At 68.4% G+C, this 23791-nt stretch carries 23 protein-coding genes and 1 tRNA gene; 4 read left to right on the forward strand and 20 right to left on the reverse strand.

Going from position 1 to position 23791, the window contains the following annotated elements; genetic code table 11:
* Positions 1–298 precede the first annotated feature (298 nt).
* The 8 genes from IPI67_11450 to IPI67_11485 all read right to left on the reverse strand — a co-directional run bounded on the left by IPI67_11450 (position 299) and on the right by IPI67_11485 (position 8201).
* Positions 299–748, reverse strand: a complete 450-nt coding sequence (locus IPI67_11450) for a hypothetical protein (protein MBK7580811.1) — start codon at positions 746–748, stop codon at positions 299–301.
* Between the two features lie 91 nt (positions 749–839).
* Positions 840–1991 carry a hypothetical protein gene (locus tag IPI67_11455; GenBank protein ID MBK7580812.1) on the reverse strand — a complete coding sequence of 384 codons (1152 nt, stop codon included), beginning with the start codon at positions 1989–1991 and terminating at the stop codon, positions 840–842.
* 23 nt (positions 1992–2014) lie between these two features.
* Complete coding sequence (locus IPI67_11460; GenBank protein ID MBK7580813.1) at positions 2015–3040, reverse strand: PEGA domain-containing protein; 1026 nt, start codon at positions 3038–3040, stop codon at positions 2015–2017.
* Positions 3041–3051: 11 nt separating this feature from the next.
* Positions 3052–3687, reverse strand: a complete 636-nt coding sequence (locus tag IPI67_11465) for a hypothetical protein (protein ID MBK7580814.1) — start codon at positions 3685–3687, stop codon at positions 3052–3054.
* 185 nt (positions 3688–3872) lie between these two features.
* On the reverse strand, positions 3873–6008 hold the full coding sequence (locus tag IPI67_11470) for a serine/threonine protein kinase (protein MBK7580815.1): 2136 nt from the start codon (positions 6006–6008) through the stop codon (positions 3873–3875).
* A gap of 46 nt (positions 6009–6054) precedes the next feature.
* The gene (locus IPI67_11475; protein MBK7580816.1) at positions 6055–7392 is read right to left on the reverse strand and encodes a serine/threonine protein kinase; all 1338 of its coding nucleotides are present in this window, start codon (positions 7390–7392) and stop codon (positions 6055–6057) included.
* Between the two features lie 339 nt (positions 7393–7731).
* Positions 7732–7953 (reverse strand): DUF5615 family PIN-like protein, encoded by a 222-nt coding sequence (locus IPI67_11480; protein MBK7580817.1) that lies wholly within the window; start codon positions 7951–7953, stop codon positions 7732–7734.
* Positions 7950–8201 (reverse strand): DUF433 domain-containing protein, encoded by a 252-nt coding sequence (locus IPI67_11485; protein ID MBK7580818.1) that lies wholly within the window; start codon positions 8199–8201, stop codon positions 7950–7952. The genes IPI67_11480 and IPI67_11485 overlap by 4 nt, the downstream gene beginning before the upstream one ends.
* Before the next feature lie 361 nt (positions 8202–8562).
* On the opposite strand from IPI67_11485, the gene IPI67_11490 reads away from it, so the two are divergent.
* Positions 8563–8649 (forward strand) — tRNA-Leu (locus tag IPI67_11490).
* Positions 8650–8683: 34 nt separating this feature from the next.
* On the opposite strand, the gene IPI67_11495 is transcribed toward IPI67_11490, so the two are convergent.
* The 9 genes from IPI67_11495 to IPI67_11535 all read right to left on the reverse strand — a co-directional run bounded on the left by IPI67_11495 (position 8684) and on the right by IPI67_11535 (position 18608).
* Complete coding sequence (locus IPI67_11495) at positions 8684–9601, reverse strand: hypothetical protein (GenBank protein MBK7580819.1); 918 nt, start codon at positions 9599–9601, stop codon at positions 8684–8686.
* A 142-nt stretch (positions 9602–9743) separates the two neighbouring features.
* Entirely contained in the window at positions 9744–11369 is a 1626-nt protein-coding gene (locus IPI67_11500) for a M81 family metallopeptidase (protein ID MBK7580820.1), read from the reverse strand.
* Positions 11366–12793: an aspartate aminotransferase family protein gene (locus IPI67_11505; GenBank protein MBK7580821.1), complete on the reverse strand. Its 1428-nt coding sequence runs from the start codon at positions 12791–12793 to the stop codon at positions 11366–11368. Before IPI67_11505 ends, IPI67_11500 begins: the two co-directional genes overlap by 4 nt.
* Positions 12790–13356, reverse strand: a complete 567-nt coding sequence (locus tag IPI67_11510; GenBank protein ID MBK7580822.1) for a helix-turn-helix transcriptional regulator — start codon at positions 13354–13356, stop codon at positions 12790–12792. Before IPI67_11510 ends, IPI67_11505 begins: the two co-directional genes overlap by 4 nt.
* Before the next feature lie 159 nt (positions 13357–13515).
* Positions 13516–15285, reverse strand: coding sequence for a hypothetical protein (locus tag IPI67_11515; GenBank protein ID MBK7580823.1), 1770 nt, complete (start codon positions 15283–15285; stop codon positions 13516–13518).
* A 165-nt stretch (positions 15286–15450) separates the two neighbouring features.
* Positions 15451–15591 (reverse strand): hypothetical protein, encoded by a 141-nt coding sequence (locus IPI67_11520; protein MBK7580824.1) that lies wholly within the window; start codon positions 15589–15591, stop codon positions 15451–15453.
* Between the two features lie 95 nt (positions 15592–15686).
* Positions 15687–16598, reverse strand: coding sequence for a serine/threonine protein kinase (locus tag IPI67_11525; protein MBK7580825.1), 912 nt, complete (start codon positions 16596–16598; stop codon positions 15687–15689).
* 28 nt (positions 16599–16626) lie between these two features.
* Positions 16627–17712, reverse strand: a complete 1086-nt coding sequence (locus tag IPI67_11530; protein ID MBK7580826.1) for a 6-phosphofructokinase — start codon at positions 17710–17712, stop codon at positions 16627–16629.
* 47 nt (positions 17713–17759) lie between these two features.
* Entirely contained in the window at positions 17760–18608 is an 849-nt protein-coding gene (locus IPI67_11535) for a DNRLRE domain-containing protein (GenBank protein MBK7580827.1), read from the reverse strand.
* An 87-nt stretch (positions 18609–18695) separates the two neighbouring features.
* Between IPI67_11535 and IPI67_11540 the strand changes: the two genes are divergently transcribed.
* Entirely contained in the window at positions 18696–20438 is a 1743-nt protein-coding gene (locus IPI67_11540) for a protein kinase (protein ID MBK7580828.1), read from the forward strand.
* 8 nt (positions 20439–20446) lie between these two features.
* Here the strand turns inward: IPI67_11540 and IPI67_11545 are convergent, their stop codons facing one another.
* Positions 20447–20887, reverse strand: a complete 441-nt coding sequence (locus IPI67_11545) for a bacterioferritin (GenBank protein MBK7580829.1) — start codon at positions 20885–20887, stop codon at positions 20447–20449.
* A 123-nt stretch (positions 20888–21010) separates the two neighbouring features.
* Between IPI67_11545 and IPI67_11550 the strand changes: the two genes are divergently transcribed.
* Positions 21011–21826, forward strand: a complete 816-nt coding sequence (locus IPI67_11550; GenBank protein ID MBK7580830.1) for an alpha/beta hydrolase — start codon at positions 21011–21013, stop codon at positions 21824–21826.
* 40 nt (positions 21827–21866) lie between these two features.
* Here the strand turns inward: IPI67_11550 and IPI67_11555 are convergent, their stop codons facing one another.
* Entirely contained in the window at positions 21867–22514 is a 648-nt protein-coding gene (locus IPI67_11555) for a hypothetical protein (GenBank protein ID MBK7580831.1), read from the reverse strand.
* Positions 22515–22682: 168 nt separating this feature from the next.
* Between IPI67_11555 and IPI67_11560 the strand changes: the two genes are divergently transcribed.
* Positions 22683–23156: a hypothetical protein gene (locus IPI67_11560; protein ID MBK7580832.1), complete on the forward strand. Its 474-nt coding sequence runs from the start codon at positions 22683–22685 to the stop codon at positions 23154–23156.
* Between the two features lie 21 nt (positions 23157–23177).
* Here IPI67_11560 and IPI67_11565 read toward each other — a convergent pair whose 3' ends face one another.
* Complete coding sequence (locus tag IPI67_11565; GenBank protein ID MBK7580833.1) at positions 23178–23750, reverse strand: hypothetical protein; 573 nt, start codon at positions 23748–23750, stop codon at positions 23178–23180.
* Positions 23751–23791: the final 41 nt, after the last annotated feature.

The following is a 23791-nucleotide window of genomic DNA, read 5'->3' on the forward strand; positions in this document are numbered from 1 at the left end:
CGTCGGCCGTCTGACCGCGTCAGGTTCTGGGTCGCAAGACTCGCAGCGTCGCCGGCCGGTCATCCGCCGAGTTCTCATCGCGCGTGCCGGCAGACCGCGCAGCAGACGCAATCACTGCGCGCACGTCATCCGGGGTCTCCGAACCACGCGCTGCTGCCCACCCCCAGCGTGCTCGCCGCCCTGCGGGCGGCTGCGCGCGCTGCCCCTCCCAAGCGTCCGTCCTCGCGCTGTGCGCTGCGGGCGGCCGCGGGAGGGGTGGCGCCGCGTTTCACTGACAGGCCCCCGATTCGTGTGCGCATCACTTCTGCTCGTACTCTTGCGCGCTCGCGCCATCGCTGCCCGCGGGCGCAGGGTTGGCGCCGACTCCGCCGACCGAGCCGCCCGCACCCTTCAGCCCCGCAGTGCCCGCCGTGAGCGTCACTGTGCCGAGCTTGATTGGAGCGGTGCCGTTCCACACGAGCGCGACGCTCGCGCCGCCGGTGCCGCCGGAGCCGGAGCCGCCGTCGCCGCCGGTGCCGCCCTTACCGCCATCGCCGGCCTGGCCAATCCCCGTCGTGTTCGCGCCACCCGGCGCGCCCGCGCCGCCGTTGCCGCCGCCGCCACCGTTGCCCCCCTTGCCGCCATCGCCGGCCTTCTGCGAGACGAGCTCGACGCTGTCCAGCGTCGCCGTGCTCTGCCACACGAAGAGCGCGACGCTCGCGCCGCCTCCGCCGCCGCCGGTGGCCTTCTTCCCGCCGCACCCGCCCATGCCGCCCGCGCCTCCAGACGCACCGATGCACGTCGGCAGGCCCGTGGCCGCGCTCGCACCGCCGCCTCCGCCGCCTTGACCGGGGAAACCGTCACCGGCGCCGTCGTTGCCGTTGGCAGGTGAGAAGCCGGTCGCGGTGAATGTGCCGGAAGCGGCGGCTGCCGTTCCGGGGGAGGAGGAGTTGCCGCTGGAACCCGGTTGGCCGGGACCCCGATGCTCGGTGGGACCCGGAGCCGCCGCCTTTGTTGTCGACGTTCGCCGGCGTCACATTCGTCAGCGGCGTGCCCGGCGTGCCGTTGCCGCCCGCGGCGGCTTTCTCCGCGTTCCCGCCCTTCCCCCCCAGCGAGCCACACGCGCTCGCCGCCGCCCACGCTCCTCCGACCTGCGTCGCGGGTGCGCTCGAGCAGGTCGCGCCCGTGCCTTGCTGGGCTGCGCCTGGCGCGCCGCCTGCGTCTCCGTTTGCGCCGTTCGTGCCGGGTGTGCCGGCCATGCCCTTGCCGGCGGTGATCTTCACACGGCGCAGGGTGAGGTTCGTGCTGGAGGTCACGAAGACGCCGAGGCTCGAGGCGCCCGCTGTGCTCGCGTCCGCGGCGGCGACGTCGAAATCTTCGATGGTGAGACTCGTTGCCACCGCATCGACGCGCACCGCCGTGCTCGCGCCCGCGAGCTTTGCCTTCGATGTGGTCGAGTAGCTCCACGCCGTGCAGTCGAATCCGCCGTAGAGTCCCGAGCCGTTCAGGGCGGAGAGATCGAGCGCCGCGGACTCCGTGTAGCCACCGCCATCGTCACAGGCATACACGCGCTTCTTCGCGCTCGCGGCGTTGCTCACAGCTTTGCTGAGCGACTTGTAGGGTTTCGTCTTGGTGCCGTCCCCGGCGCTGTCGTCGCCCTTCGGCGAAACAAACACTCCGTACTGCTCGTCGATGACACACGTCTCCTCGCCCGGCGCCTTGCTCGCATCACACTGGCCGCCGTCGCTTCCCGCCACGCCGCCGGTGCCTCCGGTCGCCCCGCTGCCTGCTGAGCCTGCCGTTCCGCCGGTGTTGCCGGTTCCTCCACCGCCGCCGGTGCCTCCGCTTGCGCTGCTGCCCCCCGTGCCGCCGCCGGCTCCCGCTGTTCCGCCCCCGCTGCTGTTCCCGCACGAGCTCGTGCCCTCGCACGAGTCGTCCGTGCCGCAACCGAGCGGCAGGAAGCTGCCGAGGCTCACGAGAAACGTCAGTGTTGCCGATGAAGTGAAGCGCATGGTGTTCTCCTTGCCCGCTCGAATCAGAACCCGCCTCGCACGACGACGCCATGCGTCTCGCCGAGCAGCGGCGTGATCTGGAGCCCCGCCGCTCGCGCAGCGTTGGGTCTTGCATTCGGCCACGCGAGCCACGCCACCGCCGTCGCGGCGCCCAACACGCCGGCGCCCACGAAGCCAACGCTGGCGATGGTTGCGTTCCGATTGGCTCGCTGGCGACTGTCCTCGAGCGTCGCGCACTCCGCGGCGTTGGCCCCGCCGGCGCAGGCGTTCTTGCCGAGTTTGCGGCTCAGATCGTCGGCATCGCTCGCTGATGATCGCGAGTCCAGCCCAAAGCCGATGCCGACCCCCAGCGACACCAGCGTGAGCGCCGCGCCAGTCACGAGCACCACGGTCTTCGTGCTGGACCGATCATCACTCATCTTGTCCGAGCCCGAGCCCGGGACCGCGCCGGTGTCGGGTTTGCTCGACGGAGCCGATGCGAGCGGAGCAACAGCTGACTTGGCAAGCTCGAGTCGAAGTGTATCCGCCTCCCCCGCCGCGGCCTCGAGCTCGCGCTTTCCCGGCTCGTATCCCTCCAGCTTCGCCTCCACGACATGGCGCCCCGGCTCGAGAAAAATCTCGGCACCGAGCGGCGCTCGCCCCGCCGCCACGGAATCGATGCTGAGCTCCGCCCCCGCGACGCTCACCTCGAGCGTCAATGCAAACACCTTCGAGCGCGCCGTCCTCGCGCCCTCTTCGATGCGCTTCTTCGCGTCTGCAGTGGGCTCCTGATTCGGGAAGTTCCGCAGCGCGAAATCCAGGTGTTCGGCGGCGTCCCGGTACCGAGCCAGCTTGAGCTCGCTCTGCCCGAGCAGCGCGGCCGTGTCGAAGCTCTGCTTGAGCCCCCACGACTTCACCAGCAAGCCCCGCGCGCGTTCCCAGTCCTTCTTCTGAACCGCCGCGCGCCCCTCGTTGAACAGCTGCTCCGGTGTTGCCTCGGCGTGCGCGGGCGAGGCCGTCGAGAGTGCGAAGGCAATGGCGAGCAGACACAGAAGTGCGCGGAGCGGCATGGCGATGATGCTCAGAGGAAAGGTCGATCCGGGTCCGGGGCATTCGGAGTTTTTGTGCTCGTCGCGGGCAGAGGATTCGGGGCCGATGATGGAACGGCGAGCGGCACAGTCTTCGGCCTCGGCGGCTGAGTGACCTCCTCGCCAGGTGCAGTAGCGGTCGCTGAGCCCGTCGATGTTGCCGTGGCTGTCGCAACGACCGGAGCCGCAACGGGCTCCGCCACGGCGGTTGCGGCAATCGGCGTCACCGTAGCAGCGACTGCCGCCGGGCTCGTCACGGCGGCCGGGGGCTGGAGCAGACGCCAGCCCGCGAACAGTCCGACGATGGCGGCGACGATCAGCGCGATCGGGACCCATCGCTTCGGCCGTGCTCGACGCACTTCGGCGACGCTCTCGGGCTGCTCGCTCGCTCGTGTTGATGCCTCGACCTCGGGCGTCCTCGCAAACTGTCGGAACCACCCCGACGGCGGCCGGCGCCACAGCTGAGGCGGCACCGTGAACTCCTCTTGTCTCAGCCGTGGGTCGGTCTTCCCAGGGTCGACCAGATCGCTCGGCTCACCCACTCCCCGCAGCGTGTCGCGGCGCTCTGACGCAGGCAGGTCCACGCGCAAATCGGGAGGCAGGCGAGGCTCTTTCGAGTCCGCGCTCATGACACCCTCCCCGGATGAACGCACCACAACCCGCACGGCCGGCGATTCGTACCGTCCATGCAACATTCGGCCAAGTCCTGGGGGGATCGGCCGCACCTCCGTGCGCTCTGCCACGTCCGCCAGCATTGGGCAGCGGCATCGGTTCCCGGACGGGTCTGTTGCGTGATTTCTCGGCAAGCCATGGCTCAGAGCCCAGATCCAGGCAATTTCAGCGGCTTCGAGTCGCCTCGCCGGGACGGACCGGAGGCGGCGAGGGGCGGGGTGGGCGGTGCGGTGAGCGGTCGCGGCGCGCTTGGTTCGACGGAGGGCGGCTCCGCGGACGCTGCCCCGACGGCGGATTGCGCAGTCGCACCCTGCTCGTGCGTGGGCGCGGGCAATGCGGCCGGCGGTTCAGGGGTCGCCGATGCGGCCGCCGGCTCAGGGTTCTGCGATGCGGTCGGCGCGTCAGTGTTCGCGGATCGGGTCGGCAAGGCATTGGAACCGAGCGCGCGCGCGCGCACCGCTGCGCCGATCCCGACGACCGAGGTGGCGCACACCGTTGCAATCGCGATCACCCACCCCATGCGCACCGGCGCGGGTGGCCGCAGAGCCGGAGGCAGAGCGGGCGGCGAGGGTCTGGGGGTCGCGACTCCAGAAGGAGTGGGCGTCGCCGCGGCTTCGGCCACGCTTTGTCCCCGTGTGGGCACCTCGACGGGCGGCGCGTGCATCACGGGCGGCGGCGTCGAGTCCTCGAGCGAAGAAGCGTCGAGGACGAATGCGGCCAGCTCCGAGTGCGCGAGCTCCGAGTCCTCCGGCGCTCCGAGGAGCAGCGCGAGCAGGGCGCCTCGTGGCGCGGGATGCATGGACAATGGAGTTCGACCCAACGCGACCAAGATCGACAGCGCAAAACTCTGGATGTCGCCGTCGGCGGCGCCGAGCTTCAAGAGCGCGGACTCCGCGGCGTCCGAGCGTGTGCCGGGTTCGAGCAAGAGAGCCGCACCCAGGGCGATGTCGGTGCGCTCTGGACTGGTCCGGGTTCGAGCGCGCTGGGTCAGTGAAGCACCCAGGCGACTGATGAGGCGTTCACGCAGGTCGCCTCGCTCGCTGCCGATGCGAGCGACCGCCGCGCGCAGCGGCGCCCGCGAGCGGTCGTCGCATTCGGCGGAGGCGAGCGAGAGCTCGCGCGCCAGCTCGGAGCCAGACGCCGCCGCAGCGATGGCGCGGAGACCCTGTTCCACGTGCGAGAACTCCGGCGAAGAGCTGGCAAATCGCAGCGCCCCGCAGCTCAAGGCCGCGTCGATGTGGGTGGTGCTCTGGGGGCGTCCGCTCGGCGTGCTGAACGGCGCCCGGGTCTCCTCGGTCTTCGTCTCGAACGACGTACCGGGCGTGCTCACCGCCGCTGCGCCCGAGGAGCTCGAGCGTCGCGGTTTCTGGATCGGCCCCGCCGCTGCGCATCCCGCCAGCGCACTCTGGAGATCCGCGCCGAGCTCGCGCATCGACTGTTGCCGGTGGCGCGGATCCTTCGACAGCGCGCGCAACACCGTGCGCTCGACCTCCCTCGGGAGGCCCGGAACCTGCTCGCTGAGTCGGGCCGGTGGCGCATAAATCTGGCGCATGCCCAGCTCGATCGCATCCGGCAGGTCGAGTGGGCCGGGGCCATCACTCCAGCAGTGCCGCCCGGCGATCATCTCGTAGAGAATGTGTCCGAGGGCGTAGATGTCCGCGCGTGCGTCGGTGCGCTCGGCCTTCAGGCGCTCCGGTGGCATGTAGGCCTGCGTGCCGATCAGGCGGAAGCGATCCGTCGTCTTCATCGCTCCCGAGCGCCGCAGCTTGTTCGTGATCTTGCTCGTACCGAAGTCCAGCACCTTGATGCTGTCGTCCTGGAGCACGAACACGTTCTCTGGCTTGAGGTCGCGGTGGATCACGTCCTGCTCGTGTGCGCACGCGACTCCCTCGGTAATCTGCAGTCCAAAACGCAGCGCGCGTTCGACGTCGAGCGCGCCCTCGCGATGCAGGACCTCTCGCAGTGAAGCCCCCTGCAGGAGCTCCATGGTGAACCAGACCACACCGTCCGTGACGCCGCCGTCCGTCACCTGCACGATGTTCGGGTGGCGCATCTCGGCGAGCGTTCGCGCCTCGGCCTGCATGCGCTCGGGGTGGTCGCCCGCTTGGTTGTGCAGCGCCTTGAGCGCGACCCTGAGCCCGGTGAAGCTGTGCTCGGCCTCGTACACCACCCCGACCCCGCCCGCGTTCAGGCGGCGCAGGATTCGATATCGGCCCTCGACCGTTTGTCCGGCCCGGAAGGGGTCATCGCCGAACTCGTGCTGCCGCTGGGTCCCCATCCGTCGCTCGCGCGACCGAGAATACTCCCTGACGGCGCGTGGACAATCACCGCAACAACGGCTGGACGATTCTAGCGGTCACGGCACCTGAAGCGACGGCTGCGAGGACCACGACCGCGAGCACCGGGAGCGAGCTCCCGTCGGTCGCCCAGAGCCCCAGCGCAGAGACGACGATGGCGACCCCTCCAGCGCCCAGGTAGGTGAGCCGCGCGGCGCCGCTCGAGGCTGCTCTGGGTGGCTCGGTTGCTCCTGCTGGGACCTGCCGAGGCTCAAGCGCCGCGCTCGCCGTGTGTGTGGGCAGCGCCGGCTCGGCCGCGCCAGCTTCCGCAGGCCCGAGGACCTCCGTGCGAGTTGCGGTCGAGGCCTGCGCGCCGAGCGGGGCAGTGGTGCTCTCCTTTGCGAGCGATGAGTCGACACCTGCGTCGGGTGCGGGCTGTTCGGGGCCACGCGCAGCCACCGCGTGCTGCGCGTTCGCGCTCGGCGTCGTCTCGAGCCACCCAATATTTGCCGAACGCCGGCTCACGATGGCGGTGAGCGCGGCGGAGAACTCTGCCGCCGACTGGAAGCGATCTGCCGGGTTCTTGCGGAGTGCCCGCAGGATCGCGGCGTCGAGCTCGTGCGGGAGCGACTGATTTGCGAGGTCCGAAGGCGCCCCCGGGTCGTCGCCGAGGTGTGCAACGAAGAAGTCGTCCTGGTGGCGAACGTGGTCGAAGGGCCCGCGCCCGCACACGAGCGTGAATAGCACCAGGCCCGTTGCGTAGATGTCGGCCCGATGATCGATCTTCTTTCCCAGCACCTGCTCCGGGCTGACGTAGCGGGGTGTTCCCACGATGGCGCCGTCGGCGGTGGGCAACGTCGGCGGCGCGGGCGCGCGCGCGTCCCGGTCAGCCATGACCTTGGCCACCCCGAAGTCGAGCAGCTTGACGACGCGTTCGCCGGTCGAGGTTTGCTGGAGAAAGACGTTGTCGAGCTTGATGTCCCGGTGGACGAGCCCCAGCTGATGCGCGGCAGCGAGTCCCGCGAGGATCTGTCGGACCACGTCGAGCGCCTCGTCGACGGGGTAAGCGCCGCGTTTCCGGTAGTCCTCGCCGAGTGTGCACCCCTCGAGATGCTCCATGACGTAGAACGGCCGGCCATCGGCGGTCCTGGCGAAGTCCGTCACGCTGACGATGTTGCGGTGAGAGAGCGCGCCCAGCGCCTGCGCTTCGACCCGCATGCGATCCGCGATGCCCGCGTCGTTCGCGAGCTCGAGCCGGAGCACCTTGGCCACCATGAGCCGCCCCACCACCTCATGCTCGACCTCGTACACCTCACCCATGCCGCCCGCACCGAGCTGTCGCGTCGCGCGGTACTGGGTTCCGCGGAAGGGGTCGGGCTCCGCCATCGGCTGCACAGATTAGCCGAAAGGCATGTGGGGGTGTGCGGGTGTGGCGGCAGGGGCACTCAATCTCACCCGATTGCCACCCGGGACACCTCGCGACGGTGGCGGAACTGGCAGACGCACTGGCTCGAGGTTCGGCCGAGCCGAGAGCGGTCCGCAGTCGTGAGTAATTTTGGAGATGCCCGCCCGCCGTCTGCGCGCGTCAGGCTTTGGGTCGCGAGACGCGCACCTTGCGAGGCGAAGCGACGACCAGGCAGCCATCCCAAGTTTTGGCTTCGGGGTCCGAAACCACCCGACCAGGTGGTCGGAAATACGCCACTGCTCGTCATCTGGCACGCGAACCTACAGCAGCCCAAAGTGTGTGCCCGGCGCGAAGCGCCGCGCGTCGGAGAAGTCGAGGTCCTGGGTCACCAGAAAACGGCCATTGGCCTGAGCAGCTGCCCAGACCGCCTCGTCCGGGCGTCCACCGAGGCCCTCATCGCGCGCCGTATCGACATCGAATCCCAACGCCACCAGCCGGAGAACGGTAGTTGCGGGGAGGTTCTCGTCCAGTTTCAGTTTCAAGCGACGCGAGGCTCGGAGGGAACCGCTGGAGGCGCTGGGAGATCTTCAGCGGCAGATGCCGCTGCAAAAGCAATCACCGCACGCACATCATCCGTGGTGAGTGATGGGAAATCTCGGAGGATGACCTCAGTTGTTTCACCGTGCGCAAGATACCCCAAAACCGTGCGCACGAGTACGCGGGTTCCCTTCACGACGGGCTGCCCGCCGCAGGTCGCCGGGTCCCTGACGATGTGCGCGGCATAGGTCATCTGAGTTCCTCCATGGTCCTCTGAACAACGCCCTCGTGCAAGCGCTCTGCGGGCGGGACGGGCGGGACGTTGATGCTGCTGCCCACCCCCAGCGTGCTCGCCGCCCTGCGGGCGGCTAACTCGAGCGGATCTGCCGATGCGGCGGCGGTCACGGACGTGGAGGACCCCTCACAGCGTCCTGGCATGTCGCCCTCAGAACCCAAGACAGCGCTTCGCGAGGGGGTGCTTGACGGCACGACGCAGGTCTCCTTGCGGGAAGTCGCCCTCGCGCGAAAACGGGTTGCCGTCGACCCTGTCCCTGAGCTAGATCCCGCTCTCCCGAGTGGCATTCAACACCACTTGATTGGTACTCGGGACACCCGCGAAGGTGGCGGAACTGGCAGACGCACTAGCTTGAGGTGCTAGCGGGGTAACTCCCATGGAGGTTCAAGTCCTCTCCTTCGCACCAAGCCTCTCAGCGCCGAGCTGAGAGGCCGTCGCCTCTACTCCAGCCACCCCGAGTTGAGCAGCACGAGCCACTCGGCTTTGTCCTGCGCTCCGGCGAGCGGGCTGTAGAGCAGCACCACCGCATCGAACAGGTAGCCTTTCTTGCCCAGCCCCGCCGGCAGCGCCGTGTTCATGACCACTGCCATCACCTTCTCGAGCGCCGCTTGGCTGAGCGCCGCCGGTGGCGTGCCCGGCGAGCCGAGTGGTGTCAGATCGAAACCTCGCGCTGTGAGCGTCAGCCCCGATAGACCGCAGTTGGTCCCGAGCTCGCTCGGCGCGTCCCAGCTCGCCGGGTAAACGAGACCGCCGCTGGCGCCGAGATTGATGGTCGCGCCGAGGGCGGTCACACCAGCCCGGGCGCTGACGGCAGTCACCCATCCGTCGCCGCAACACGCGCAAGCCGCGGCGCTCGCCGGCTGGAAGAACACGAAATTGTCCTCGGGTTTCGCGCCCGTGATCGAGCTCGTGCCAAAACAGGAGTTGCCAACGCCGCTGTCGAGCGTCGCTTGTTTGAAGGCCGTCGCTTCGTCCACCTGCGCGTACTTGCCGCAGACGATCTTGTAACCGCTGATCGTGTTGTCGACATGACCCACGCGCACGACCGCGGTGCACGAGCCGACCCCCGGATCGACCTTGTTCGAGATCGCCTCCGCCAGCGCCTGGCAGTCCGATGGCGCGCCACCGGTTGCGCCAGTTCCTCCCGTCGCGCCGCTTCCGCTCGCGCCGCCACCTCCGACCGCAACGCTCCCACCAGTTCCGCCGCCGCCGCCGCCGCCGCCGCTGGAGCCACCGCCACCCGCTTGCCCACCGGTTCCGCCGCCGTCCGAGTCCAGCGAGCCGCCGCAGCCCACCCCACCCCCGAGCGCTAACATCAGGGCGCCGGTCGAACGCAGCATCAGGTGCAAGGTCGTCATCGTGACGCCGAGGTCAGCAAGGCTCGTGCCGGCGCTGAACCTGCAATTGAACCCGAATGGCACAGGCTGCGCCAGCGATCCCGGGCGATCGGATCACACAGGCTGTCACCCGGGGTGCTCTGGACTGCTGCGGCCCGCCTCGTCAGTCGTTCGATCGAGCCGTCACCGCCGCAATCGGTCGAGCGCCCGCCGTCCGCGCCGACAGGTTGCGCAGCGCGGGTTCGTGCGTGCGCCAGTCCGACAGCTTCGTTGCCGGGTGCGTCGGCACCGCGTAGCTCCGCTCGCGCAGCCGCCGCAGGTTCGTCGCGCCCTCGCTCTGCACCGGCAAGTGCGCGAACGACGTGGTCAGATGGAAGATGCGGTAGTGGAAGAAGTTCTTCGTGACCATCAGGTCGGCTTTGCGCGGGTTCACGCCGAGCTCGCGCCAGAACTTCGGGTGGATGGGCAGCGGCGGACGGTCACCAACGGCGAGGTGATGCGCGCCCACGTCGAGCCGAACCCGACGCCCGAACTCTCCCACGTGCCGCGCCGCAACGGTGGCAACCAGCTCGACCTCCGGCTGAGCGTAGCCCGGCGTGCCGCGCAAGGTGACCCGCTGCTCCGTGCCGAGCGGCGCCTCCCACAGCGTGTCCACCAGCGCCGGGTCGTGCACGGGGATCAAAGCTGAGAGCCCAGTCTCGCGGGCCACCAACGCTCGAACGAAGCGGGTGTTGCCTCCCGGTGCTCCCGCGCCGACGATGTCGTCCACGTCCACCAGCGTGACGGGCCCGAGCCGGCGGGAGCGCGAGCGGGCCACCTCGTCGAGCGCCTCGTCGATGCTGAACATGCGCGGTAGCTCCACGTCCTTCTCGGCCCAGACGCGCTCCGCGAGCTCGTCCGCCAAACGCTCCGCCAGTCCGACGTCGCCGTTCGTGCAGACGTGCACCGCCCAGCCGAGGTTCTCCGCCGACGTGAAGGGATGCACCATGAACAGGCTCGCGGAGACCACGCCTGGGCGTCGCTCCAGCTTCTTCATGAAGCGGAACACGGCGCGCATCGGCGCCAGAAAATCGATGGTGTTTCCGCCCCCGAGCACCAGGGGCAGCTTTCGCCAGGCGTGGGTCGGCGTGAGCTCGCCGCGCAGCGTGCGGATGAGCCGAGTGCCCGCTCGGAAGCCGGTGGGCGCCAGATCCCAGTGGGGGTTCGAGCGATACGCGATCATGATGTCTGCGGGCTCCAGCAAACCGCGGCTCAAGTTCGCGTGCAGATCGTAGCTGACCGCGATGGCCACGTCCGGGCCGACGTGCTCGCGCACGCGCCGCAGGATCACCTCTTCCGGTGCTTCGCTCAGCCCCTGCACCTCCATGCTGCCGTGCAGCGCGAGGTACACGCCATCGACCTCACCCGCCGCCGCGAGTCGCGTCAGCAAGCGGTCGAGCAGCCATGCAAAACACTCTCCCGTCAGTGGGCCGCCCGGTACGGCCAAGTACGAGGCCAAAGGAACGGTCTCGACGTTGCCGGCCACACGCGCCGCTTGCACGAAGCCGGTCAGCTCCGCGTGAGGCATGTACCCCACGAGCTCCGAGCCGCTGAGCGTGGTGACCGCGGCGAGCTCTTCGGCCTCGAGCGCGTGCAAGCGCAGAAAATCGTCCCGCGTGGTGAGGAGCGGAGAATCCGCGCAGGCTTCGTGAAAGATGCGCCCGTAGGCGATTCTCAGCGGGCGAGAGCTTCGACTCCCGCTTCGCAGCTTGCCCATCTGCCGCGCGAAGTGCGCCACCCGGCCGATCACGAGAACAGCTCCGCGAAGAACAACACCAGGAGCTTCTCTCGGGCGTCGGGGGCCATTCGGTTCATGATGCGGTGCAGTGGGGCGGACTCGCTGGGAAGGGTGCCGCCGCCCAGCCCCATCTCCTCGACGATGGCGCGGGTATCGACACCGTCTGCGCCGTTCGCCAGGCCGCTCAGAAACTGCACCACGCCCTCGGGTGGCTCCGCGGTGGGGGGCAGATCCTTGCAACATTCGCCGATGTCTCGGCCGAGATCCGCAGCGCGACGGGCATTCTCGGGATCCAGCGTCAGGTGGATGTGCGCGGGTGAGGGGCCGAACTCATAGGTCGGCTGTACGTGCCAGCCCTTCGCGGTCAGACGATCCGCCAGCGTGAAGAGATCCCCCTCGGTGGTCCTGAAAGCGAACAGGTTCATATCCGGGCGCCCGACCATCTCGATGCCCGGCGTCGCGTCTACCAGCGCCACGAGTTTCTTGGTCGCGTCCCACATGCGCGTGACGCGCTCGCGGTACCCCTGCCGGCCCAGGTGCTCAATCAGCGCGTGGGCCGCGCCCAGGGCGGCCACACTCTTGCTACCGAGGGTGGTCGAGTTGATGATCGAGTAGCCGGTCCAGGTCGCGCACGTGTAGTACTGCGCGTCGCGCAGCTCGCGGCGTCGTTGCAACAAGATGCTGATGCCCTTCGGCGCGAAGCCGTACTTGTGGAGATCCATCGAGATGCTGGTCACACCCTCGACGGAGAAGTCGAAGTCCGGACCGGCGACGCCCGTCTCGCGCAGGAACGGCAGCACACACCCGCCCACGCAGGCGTCCACGTGCATCAGGACGCCGTGTTTCGAAGCGAGGGCTGCCAGAGCGCGGATGTCGTCGATGACACCGTGGGCGTAGCTCGGCGCCGAGCCGACGACCAAGATCACGTCGGCGGTCATCTTCCGCGCGGCGTCCTCCACGTCGGCCCGGAAGGTCACCGGATCCACGTCGACGCTGACGACCTCGACTCCCAGGTAGTGCGCCGCCTTGTGGAAACAGGCGTGAGCCGTGACCGGCAGCAGCATCTTCGGCCGCGTCACCTCGGGTCGGTTCTTTCGGGCAAAATCCCGGGCAGTCTTCACGGCGAGCATCACACTCTCGGTGCCGCCGGCGGTGGCGGTGCCCGCGGCGCCCTCGGGAGCGTGCATCAGCTCCAGGCAGGCCTTGACCACTGCGTTCTCCAGCGTGCGGGCCGACGGGTACACCGTGGGATCGAGCCCGTTGATGGGCATACACGCGGCGTAGGCGTCGCGAGCGAGCTCCCGAGCCTCTTCGCCCGGGTCATACACAAACGCGAACGCGCGGCCGTCGCTCTTTAGATCCTGTGCGCGAGCCTGGGTGATGGCGGCCAGCACTTCATCGCGACCCTTGCCTGCTTCTGGAAATGAGGTGGTCATGATTTCTTCTTTCGCGTTCGCTTGAGGGGGCTCAGCAAGTGAGTCCAAATGAATTCGTGTACTGGAGTGAGATCCAGGTCGGTCATCACGCGTTGCGCCACCAGGCCGTCCGTCAGCGCGCGAATCACGCTGATGAGTGCCTGCGCATCGCAGGCCTCGACGGTGCCGTCCGCCATGCCTTGCTCGAGCAGCTCGACGGCGGCTTGGCGTTGCGCCTCGAACACCCGATTGCCGACGTCGATGATCTCGGTCACACGCTCGCCGCTGGCGGCGATGGCTTGACTCAGGAACGCGATCCGCCCCTCGCGACCGTGATGAAACGCGTGCACTGCAGAGAGCTGAGCAAACAGTCGGTCGATGGGGTGTTCGTGCTGGTTGACTCGCTCCATCACGAACAGCGCCTGCTCGGTGAGCAGCTCTTCGAGGGCGGCCTCGACGATGTGGGCACGGCTCGGGAAGTGGTAGTGCAGCGTTGGGCGCTTCACCCCGAGCTCGTCCGCCAGGCGGGACATGGGCGTGCCGAGGCCGAGCCGGGCGAGCACCGCCACGGCGTCTCGAGCCATTTCTTGGCGCTTTTCGGGTTCTGCGGGGCGCGCCATTAGCTGACGGAGTGTCAATTAACGGTTAGCTGACGGAGTGTCAACTAAAAACTCGCGGCCCGGGTCCCGCACCTCGGCGTCGAGGGAGAAGTCGAGATGACGGGTGGGGGTGCGCGCCTCCCGTCAACGCGGGCAGCTCAGGTGTTTCTCGGGGTGCTCGCGGTAGTCTTGGGAATCGACCTCGGGGCAGGCGTCGCGAATGGCCGCCTTCAGCGCCGTGACCTGGCCGTGGTCGAGCGCCATCGACTCGTAGACCAGCGGAACCGGACCGGTGCCGTTCTTCACCTCGTCGAGCAAGTTCTCGTAGCTGCCGCTGGCCACCCCGGTATCCCAGATATTCTCGAAGTTGGCGGCGAAGGCTGAGACGAGTCCGGTGAAGGCGCCGCCGCGATAGACGACCATGTTCTCCATCGTCGCGTGCTCGGCATTGTCGGAGAGGTTGTAACTCCCGGAGGCCAGCACGGTGCCATCGACGATCATGTACTTGTGGTGCATCTGCGGCGCGTAGCTGTGATGCCAGCGATAGGCGTACTGCTTGAAGCGCAGCGGTACTCCCGCCTGCGACACCGGGTACGACCAGTGGAAGTCCTTGTCGTAACAGGATTGCCGCTTGGTCTCGTTCTCGCCAGCGGCGGTGAGGCAGGTCCCCAAGCCGAGCTTTTCAATCCCGCTGGTCGAGGCCGAAACGTACTCTTGTCCGTCGACGTAGACCCGGACATCGAGGTTTGGGTCCTCGGCGACCTTGGCCAGGAGCGCCTCCGTCACCGGGCGCGAGCGCAGGTGTCCAGAGGCGATCCAGATGGACTGCTTGGCCTCGCCGATCAGACCTACCAGCACGTCAGCCACGGTGTTTTTCTCGGGCAGCACGCTGAATCCGGGGCCGAGCGCCGAGCTGAAAAGCTTGAAATTGTCGCTGGTGAACGCCGCCGCGGTGGCCGCCGCGTCGACCTGCATCCAACCCGAGATGGGCAGGCTCTGTTCAGGCTCGCGCGCGGTTCCGCTCACGAAGTCTCGCGAGTTCTCCCAGAGCAGGTTGAACTCGCGCTGGAAACCCAAGTTGAGCTCCGGCGCGCCGCGGAGCACGACCGTGTTCTCGTCGTAGCGAGTCGCCGCCGAGCTCGACCAGTTTCCGCTGCCCGTCATCAGCGTCGCGTCGAGCGCGGAAAACGCGCTCGTGCGTGGGCCGTCCACGATCATGAACTTGTGGTGCATGATCTTGTTGATGAAGCGGACATCGATGTCCTTGCCTTCGATCTGAGCAGACTTGCTCCCAGCTGGCGATTTGGCCTCGCCGCGCGCAGGCTCGAAGAGGAAGCGCACCAGGACGCCGCGGCCGCGGGCGCGCCCGAGCGCGTCCAGGATGGCCGCGTCGCTGAAGCTGTACATCGCGATGTCGATCGACGTCTTCGCGGCGTCGATGAGCTGCACTGCCCGGGCCAGGTGGCTCGTCTCGCGCGTGGGCTGCGGTGAGAAGATGACTTCAGCGACGGGATAGTCGCCACTCGGGCAATGGGCCTGGCCCTTGGACGCGAGCTTCGTGAGGGCGACTGGGCCGACGTACGGCACGGCGTCCAGCTCCGCGAGCGAAGCGAACACGACATCGTCTTCGGTCGAAGGCGCGCCATCCGCGCCGTTGCGCACCTGCACGATGTGCTTGGCCGCGAGCGAGTGCACTCCGGACGCGCGCAACGTTGTCAGATCGGCGCCTGGGTCATTGGCGAAGAGCAGCGCCGCGTCGACCTGACACTGGCTGAGCGTCGAGTCGGCCTTGCCCGGAGCGGCGATGCCCGCGTTCTCGGCGTCCGGCGGGGGCCCCTCCGCATCCGGCACGCTCTCGACGGAACAGGCAGCAGTGAGGACCGATGCCGCTAAGGCCGCGTAAAGCTTTCGCATTGAGGCTCCTTGGCTGGTGACAGGCGCACATTATCCCACACTGTGGGTGGTTTCAAGACATTAAGTTGGCCCGCGGCGCAGAGCTGTGCGCTCGAAGCGATACGGTCAGCGCATGCCCCGAACAGCGCGCGTCGGTTTGGCCGCGACGGAGCTCTTGGTATTGCCCTAGTCAGCTCGGCCGCGGCTCTGGTTGCGGTGAGTCGCGGAGTAGACCCACGCCATGCCGCCGATCCCGAGCAGGGCGTCCACACGCCACTTGCCCGACAGCACGACCCCGATGCGCTTCTTCGCCTCCGTCTCCTCCACGGCGCAGATTATATGCGCGGGTTGATCGATGCGTCGTCGTGCCTGGAACCGGTGCCGCCAAGTCGCCCGGTTCGGGGCCACATTGCCCGGCGTTTTCAGCCTAAATCCCGGGTGAATTCTCGAACGAAGGCGGCCAGATCCGCGGGGCCCGTCGCGACCTCGGCGAGCGCATCGCCGAGGGCCGCCGCGGTCTGCGTGCGCTCACCCCGGTCGCGCGCGAGCGCTCCGGCGAGCACCCGATCGAACGCCGGTGGCAGGTCGGGATGGAGCTGACTCGGCGGCGGGATTTCCGCATCCATCACCGCCAGCAGGGTCTCGGGTTCGGTCGCGCGCTTGAACAGTCGCCGCCCCGTCGCGAGCTCGAACAACAGCACGCCCACCGCGAACACGTCGGCGCGACGATCGACCGCCCTTCCGGAGACCTTCTCGGGCGACGCATAGGCCGCCCGCCCGCGCAGGGCTCCTTCGCCGCCCGGGCCGCCCGCCGTGGTCAGCCCGAAGTCGAAGACCTTCACCCCACCGGCGTCGGTGACGAGAATGTTCTCGGGGCTCACGTCGTGGTGCACGAGGCCGAGCGGCGTGCCGTCCCGCACAAGCTCGTGCAAAGCGTGGAGCCCGCGGCAGATCTGCTCTCCGAGGGCCAGCACGACATCGAGCGCGGGCGGCGAACGCGACGGCGCGAGCCCTTCACGGATTTCGTGCAAGGTCGCTCCGCTCAGGTACTCCATCACCAAGAACGGTCGGCTCGAGGCCTCCCCCGAGTCGTGTGCCGAGAGCAGATTCTCGTGGCTGAGCGCTCGGGCGACGCGGGCCTCTTCGGCGAACATCGCCCGGAGGGCGGCGTCCTCACACAGGTGCGGGAGCAGGATCTTCACAGCCACCGGCGCGTCCGCCGCGTCGGCGTCCCTGCGCTCGGCGAGGTGAACCTCGGCCATGCTGCCGTACGCCAGGCGTTGTTTCAGCCGGTAGCAGTCGAAGTTCGTGCCCGGTCGGAGCGGCGGCAACATCTTCGCTCCCAGTCTGGAGCATGCGGGCTCAAAGGCCCAGGGCACCTTCGAGCTGTTCGATCATCGCTACGCGCCAGCGGGTGACCTCGCTCGTGCCATCCAACATCGCGCGTGTCTCCTCCAGCATCCGCGGCAGCGTGAAGCGTTGCACCGCGGGATCCGAGGTCTGCACACCGCCCACCACCTGCTGCGGGAGCCAGGCCACCATTTGATCCGTCTCTCCAGCGAGCAAGGCTTCGAGCGCGGCGAGGCCGAGTCTGCCAGCGACCATGCGATCCTGGTAGCTCGGGTTGCCGCCACGAACCAGGTGACCGAGCACTGTCGCGCGCACTTCGACCTCGGGAAGATCGGTCTGGAGCTCGGCTTCGACCAGTCGCACCAGCCGCGTGCAGGGGATTTCGACGCCCTCGGCCTTCATGATCAGCACCCGACGTTTGTCACCCTTTCGGCTGAAGCTTCGCCGGAGCACGTCCGCCACCGACTTGACCAGCTCGGCCTCACTGCGCCCTTGTTCGCGGAACAAGATGCCGTCGGCGCCAACGGCGACTGCCGACGCCATGGCCAGATAACCAGAGTGGCGCCCCATCACCTCGACGATGAACGCCCGGCGGTGGGAGCGCGCTGTATCGCTGATGCGATCACACGCCTCGACGATGACGTTCAGTGCGCTGTCGACGCCGATGGCAGTCGAAGTGCACCCGACGTCGTTGTCGATGGAGGCCGGCACCCCCATCACTCGCACGCCGGTCTCTTCGGCGAGTTTGTGCGCGCCGGTCAGCGAGCCGTTGCCACCGATGACAACGAGACCTGAGAATCCGTCGAGACGCTTGGCGGCTTCCGCGCGTCCCTCGGGGGTCATGAAGCGCATGGAGCGCGAGCTGCCGAGCCAGGTTCCCCCGAGATTTCCTGCGAGCCCGAGCTCGAGCGAGGTGGCCAGGCCGTCGGCCCCGGCGCGGGTCAGTGCACGGGCCCGACCGTCGATCAGCCCGTCGTAGCCGTCCTCGAATCCGACCACCTCGATGCCGCGGACGGCGGCAACCTTGGCGATGGTGCGAAGGGCCGCGTTCATCCCCGGCGCGTCGCCCCCCGATGTCAAGACTGCGATACGGCGCATGTCCGGAACCTCCTGGCTAGGTATTGGAGCACATCTTCGTACGCAGCTCAGTAAGTGACGACGAGCTCGGGGCCGAGTGAGCCATTGTCGGCTGCAACCAAGCCGTACCAGCGAGACTTCCCCCCGGGGTCTTCGCCTTCGTTCTGGTACCTGAGCTCGAACGCCACGCCGCCTCCGCTGGAGATTGCGCTGTTCACCTGGTCGACGACGCTGGTCTCGAGCCATCCCAGCGGGCTCGTTGGTGTGAGCAGCGTGCCGTAGTCCGTTCCCTTGGCCGCACTCCAGACCTGCGACGAGAGTTGACCGAAGTCAGCGATGCCGAGCAGCGAGACGGCCGCCGTCGGGTTCGTGGTCGACGAGTAGTGGAGCCGCAACTTCGCGCTGAGCACCGCGCTGCTCAACTTGGAGAGATCGAAGCGAATGAAAGCGCGATACGTCGCGACGCTGCCACAGGGCACGTCGCGCCCGACATGGATCGCCTTGTAGTTGGGTTGGCTGTACGAATCGAAGACCGTCTTGTTGCAGAGACCCGGCTGCGCGAGGAACCCATCGCCGGTGAGGCCGGACCCCGGCAAGAGCGTCAGCTTGCTGGTGCCAGTGCCCCCGGACCCTCCGCCACCGCCGCTGCCTCCGGATGCGCCCGCGCCGCCGGAGGCGGTGCCCCCGCCCGACGGAACCCCTCCGCCGCCCAGCGTTCCGCCCGCGCCGGCCGAGCCGTCGATGCCGCTGCCCCCGCTGCCGCCGGAGCTGGGAAACGAGCCGCCGCTGGCGATTACGGTCCCCGCCGTGCCTCCAGCCCCTCCGCTCCCGGGGGTATCGACCTCGGAAATCCCCAAACATGCTGGCAGCGCTGCTGCCGCGAGCAGTCCAGCCCACGCGGTTCTTGGGTGGTCCAATGCCGTCCGTGACTCCAGCGGACAGTCTAACTGGCCGAGTTTCGAGGTCAACGCGACGCTCCCGGAGGCGGTGATATAGTTTTCGCGGTGTCCAGGATCTCGGCGCCCTTCCCGGAGCGCGTGGGGTGGTACGAGCTGCTCGCGCCGATTGGTGCGGGCGGCATGGCCACCGTTTACCTGGGCGTGGCCGCGCGGTCCGGCGGCTTCCAGCGCTACGTCGCCGTGAAGATGATCCACGGCACGGCGGAGGCGGATGCCCAGCTCGCTGCCGACTTGCTCAAGGAGGCCAAGCTGGTCGCCAAGATCCGCCACCCCAACGTGGTGCCGGTGATCGACGTCGGTGAGGATCCGAACGGCCTCTTCCTGGTCATGGAGTACATCGAGGGGGACAACCTCTCGGCGCTGCGGCGCGCAGCCAAACGAGCGGGCGTGCCCATCCCCGAGCCGATTGCGTTGCGCATCGTCGTCGAAGCGCTCGCTGGCTTGCACGCAGCCCACGAGCTCAAGGACTCGAGCGGACAGAGCCTCGGCGTCGTGCACCGAGACTTCTCACCCCAGAACATCCTGGTGGGCACCGATGGTGTCAGTCGGCTCACCGACTTTGGCATCGCAAAGGTCGCGTACACCGCGGGCCATACTCGTACCGGCAAGATCAAGGGCAAGATCGCCTACATGGCTCCCGAGCAGGCGCGCGGCACGAAGGTCGACCAGCGCTGCGACGTGTGGGCCGCGGGCGTGGTTGCATGGGAAGCGCTGGTCGGTGAGCGGCTCTACGACACCGAGGATGAAATCGGCGCGCTGCTCAAGATCGTCAACGAAGAGCCGCCGCGCTTGCGCAGCGTTCGACCTGATTTGCCCCAGGAGCTGGACGACGCGCTCTCGTGGGCGATCACTCGCGACCTCGGCCAGCGTTGCCCGAGTGCAGACGCCCTGCGCCGCCGCCTGCTGGGCGCCTTTCCCGTCGCCGACACCGCCGAAGTCGCCGAGTTCGTGCGCCAGATCATCGGTCCGAAGCTGCTCGAGCGCGAGAAGAAGATCGAGGAGATCAGGCGCCTGCGCGGCCAGCTGGGAGAGCTTGGCGAGGCGATGCGCGAGAACGTGGTGTCCCCCTCGACCGGCCTGGACGCACCGTCGGGCGCATTCCGTGCCGCGACGGCGGTGACCGAAACGGAGCAGGTTCCCCAGCACCCGCGCGAGGACACGACCGGCGCAACCTACGCTTGGAAAGAGCAAGACAGCGAGGCGGTGGCGCCGCTGGGTACCACCTCGATCACGGCATCCGTCGAGAAGCGCGTCGCTGCGTTGCTTGCCGATCGACGCAACCGCGCCGCCGTCATCGGCGTGGTAAGCGGTCTGCTCATCAGCGCCATGCTGATGCTGATCATCCTGGTGTCAGTCCGGCGTTCGCCGAGTGAGCCCGTCCGGGTCCAGCCCGTGCTGGCCGTTTCGCAGCCCCAGACAGCGCCGCCGCCCACGGAAGCGCCGACCGAGGCACCCACCGCGCCGCCGGTCGTCTCCGTCGCGCCGCCGGCGCCGAAGCTCATGCTGCGCGCCAACGCCGCGATCGCGACGCTCAAGATCGCGGGAGAGACGCTTCAAGTCCGACCCGGTCAGACCACGGTCGAGCTCGACGAGCGGCCGGCGGTTGGCTCCAGCGTCGAGGCCGTGGCCGCGGACGGCCGCCGCATCAGCACCAAGGTCCCGGCGAGCGGCGACGTGCTGTCGCTCGAGTTCCCCAGGCGCTCGGTACAGGGAGGCAGCCAACCGGTTGCGCCGCCGCCCTCGACGGGCGCCTCGCCCTTCGCCGCCAATCCGTACAAGAAGAAGTGAGCTCGCCCTCAGCCGTAGTCGCGCAGCATCTTCTTGAGCTCGATCTGGTGGCGCTCCTCGTTGCCGATCATCGTGCGCGCGAATTCTTCGAGGTAGATGCTGGCGTTCTCCACCGTCCCGAGCAGGTCTTTGTACAGCTTCACCGCGTCCAGCTCGTGGTTCAGGCTCTCCTGCAAGAGCGCCCGGGTCGAGTGCTGATGGGTCTCTTCCATGGGCGCGATGCGCAGTGAGGGATGCCCCTCGAGCCCGGTCAAGAGCTCACCGACCTGCTGGGCGTGCAAGAGTGATTCTTGAGCTTGCGCGGTCATGAACGCGACGATGGGGATGCGGTTCGGCCCGGTGACCATCAGGGCGTAGTGGGTGTACCGCACGACCCCTGCCAGCTCGTGTTCGAGCAAAGAGTTCAGGATCGTGGTCGTTGTTGCGGTGTCTAGCTCTCGGAGCGCCATGCGCGGGAGTAAGGTGGGGTGGGGAGGGGGCGTCAAGTCGAACTGGCATCACGTCGGCTCGTCGATCGCGGCGAGGTTGCCGGAGAGACCCTGGCCCTCTACGATGAAATCCTCTTGAGGGCGGTGAAGCGAGTGCTGGGTGGTGTGGGCGTGGTGCTGGGTGTGTACGGCGCGATCACGCTGCTCGCCTACCTCGGACAGCGGCGCATGTTGTTTCCCGCCCCCAAGCAGGCCGAGGAACCGCGCATGGACGGCGCGACCATGACCCGCGTGACGGCACCCAGCGGGCGGACCGTCTACGCGTTCTACGTCCCGCCCACGAAAAAGCCCGGCGTGACGGTCGTGCACTTCCATGGCAACGGCGAGGAGCTCGCCGGGCTCGTCCCGCTGGCGTGGTCGTTTCGTCGGGCCGGTCTCGGGTTCTTTGCGGTCGAGTACCCCGGGTATGGGTTGGCCAAGGAGTACGAACCCTCCGAAGACGCCATCTACGCGGACGCGGAGGCCGCCCTCTGGCATCTGCACAACGGTCTCGGGGTCCCGAGCCCGGAGGTGGTGCTCGAGGGGCAGTCCCTCGGCAGCGGGGTAGCTGTCGAAATGGCAAAGCGGGGGCACGGCGCACGGCTGGTGTTGATCTCGCCTTTTACCAGCGTCGCTGACGTTGCTTCGGCGACGTTGCCCCTGTTGCCGACGCGCTGGCTCGTGCGGGACAAGTTCGACAACCTCGCCAAGGCGCCCGGCCTATCGCTCCCCGTGTTGGTCATCCACGGCAGCGAGGACGAGGTCATTCCATTCTCGATGGGCGAGCGCCTGACCGGCGCGTTCCCCACGGCGACCTTGAACCGCGTCCAAGGGGCTCACCACAATGATCTGTTCGTCCGCGAGGGACGCAGGATCATCGATCAGATCGTCGAGTTCGCCACCGCCGGCTTCCACGGCTGAGTTGGCTTGCCGCGCGGGGCGTGCGGTTCGGCCGCGAGCGTCAGTTGATCGTCAGCTTGACCTTCAGCGACGGCGCGCTGGGACAATCGTTGTTCAGCATGGCCACCCGCGCAGTGAGCGTGACCACGGTCCCGGGCGCGACGCTCGGGTCGACCTTGCCGGTTGCGCTCGCGTCGTAGCTCGCGCAGGCGGCGATGGCGTAATACCAGTCGTTCTCCTTGATGGTGACGCCGACGTTGTCGCTCTCGAACTTCACGCCGGGGTAGACCGAGAAACCCTCGCCCGCGACCTCGCTCAAGACCACCGCCAGGTTGAAGCTATCGCCGGCGGAGACGCTGCCGTTCGCCCCGCCGCCGGTGACCACCGGTTCGCTCACGCCGAGCACCGACAGATCCGAACAGGTCGGGTTGACGTTGTCGCCCCAGCCATCCCCCTTGACGACGCACTCGGCTCCGGCGGAGCCGCCCGTGTTCGCGGTCCCGCCCATGCCACCGGCTCCACCGCCGGCCGCTCCCGCGCTGGCGCCGGCGCCGGCCTGGCCACCGAAAGCCGACCCCCCAACGCCAGCCTGCCCGCCCGCCGCCGCGCCGGCTTGGCCGCCGGTCGAACCGCCATCATCCGCGCTGGCCTTGCCACCGCAGGCCGCCAGTAGTCCCACCAGACCGACAACACTCCACTTGCCGAACATCGCGCCTCCTTTGGCTCGTCCGCGAGCCCAGGTCCAGAGAATGAGGCCGCCGCGACGTTTGCGCCATTAGAATGACTGGAATCAATCGTTGCGTGCGGCGCATCGATGACGGGGAGCGTGGCGCCGGGTCACCGAGCTGGTAGAGCGCAGGCCAGCGAGGTTCCTGGCGTGCGCTCCCCACTCTTCGTTCCGGTGTTGCTGACGCTGTTCGTGGCCTGTGGTTCGGACTCCGACGACGGCGGGAGCGGCGGCTCCCCGGCAACCGGGGGGAGCGGGGGAGCAGGCGGCGGGACGGGAGGCGGCGCCGGAACGGGTGGCGCCGCTGGAGAAACGTGCACGACCCCGGTCGTGCCTCCGAACGGCATGGGGAGCTGTGCGGGGGGCGGAAACCACGTCTCGTTTCCGCCAACCAGCATCGACTGTCAGAAGACCTGCGCCGGCTACAAGCAGCTCTGCGCCGCGGGTTGTGTGATCAGCCCCTTCGATTTCTGCGACGACGCGGCTTGTCAGTCCGAGTGCGATGCGGGCAAGACCGGCTTCGGCTTCGGCAACGCGCTGGCGGGCTGTGCGGCGGACAGCGGGAGCTGTGTTTGTTTGAAGGCATGCCTCAACGCGGCGTGCGGCGATCTGCCACCGATCTGACCGCGAGCGCGGGGGCGGTGCTCACGTCCAGATGCAGAGCGCCGTCACGAGCGTCAGCAGCACCCCGGCGCTGACGGCGCCCGCGAGCAGGAGCAGCGGTCGGTTTGCGTCGGGCTCGCGCGAGCGGAACGGCAGCAGAATGGGATCTTCTGCCGGAGCTGAGGCGACGGGCTCGGGCGCATACCCCTGCTGAGGCGACGCGGCCGCTGGCGGTTGCCAGCGCAGGGTCGGCGGTTCGGGCAATTCGGCCGCTCGGTCGGTGGGGCCGGTCGCTTGCAGCTCCAGCTCCACAGGGGGCCGCTCCGGAGCGGAAGCGCCCGGGGTCGTGCTCCGTGCGCGAACCTGGACCTGGTCGTCTTCCTCGGGCTCGTCGCAAGGAATGATGGGGGACAAACCCGCAGCGGGCGGCGTGCTCCAGCGCTCTGGGTGGAATGCATCGGAGCACGGACCCTCTTCACGGGAGTACACGCTGCGCAGCGTGGCGGACGACAGCTGGCCGAGGCGCACCGGTGCGCGCACCACGGCGGGCATGCCGACGATCGTTCCTCGAACCGTGCGGCGCACGGGTTCGGGGGTGGAATCGGGCATTTCCATGGCACCCGACCTACGTGCCCGGATGCGGGGATCTTCCCGTG

This window comes from Myxococcales bacterium (assembly GCA_016706225.1).
GTDB lineage: Bacteria > Myxococcota_A > Polyangia > Polyangiales > Polyangiaceae > JADJKB01.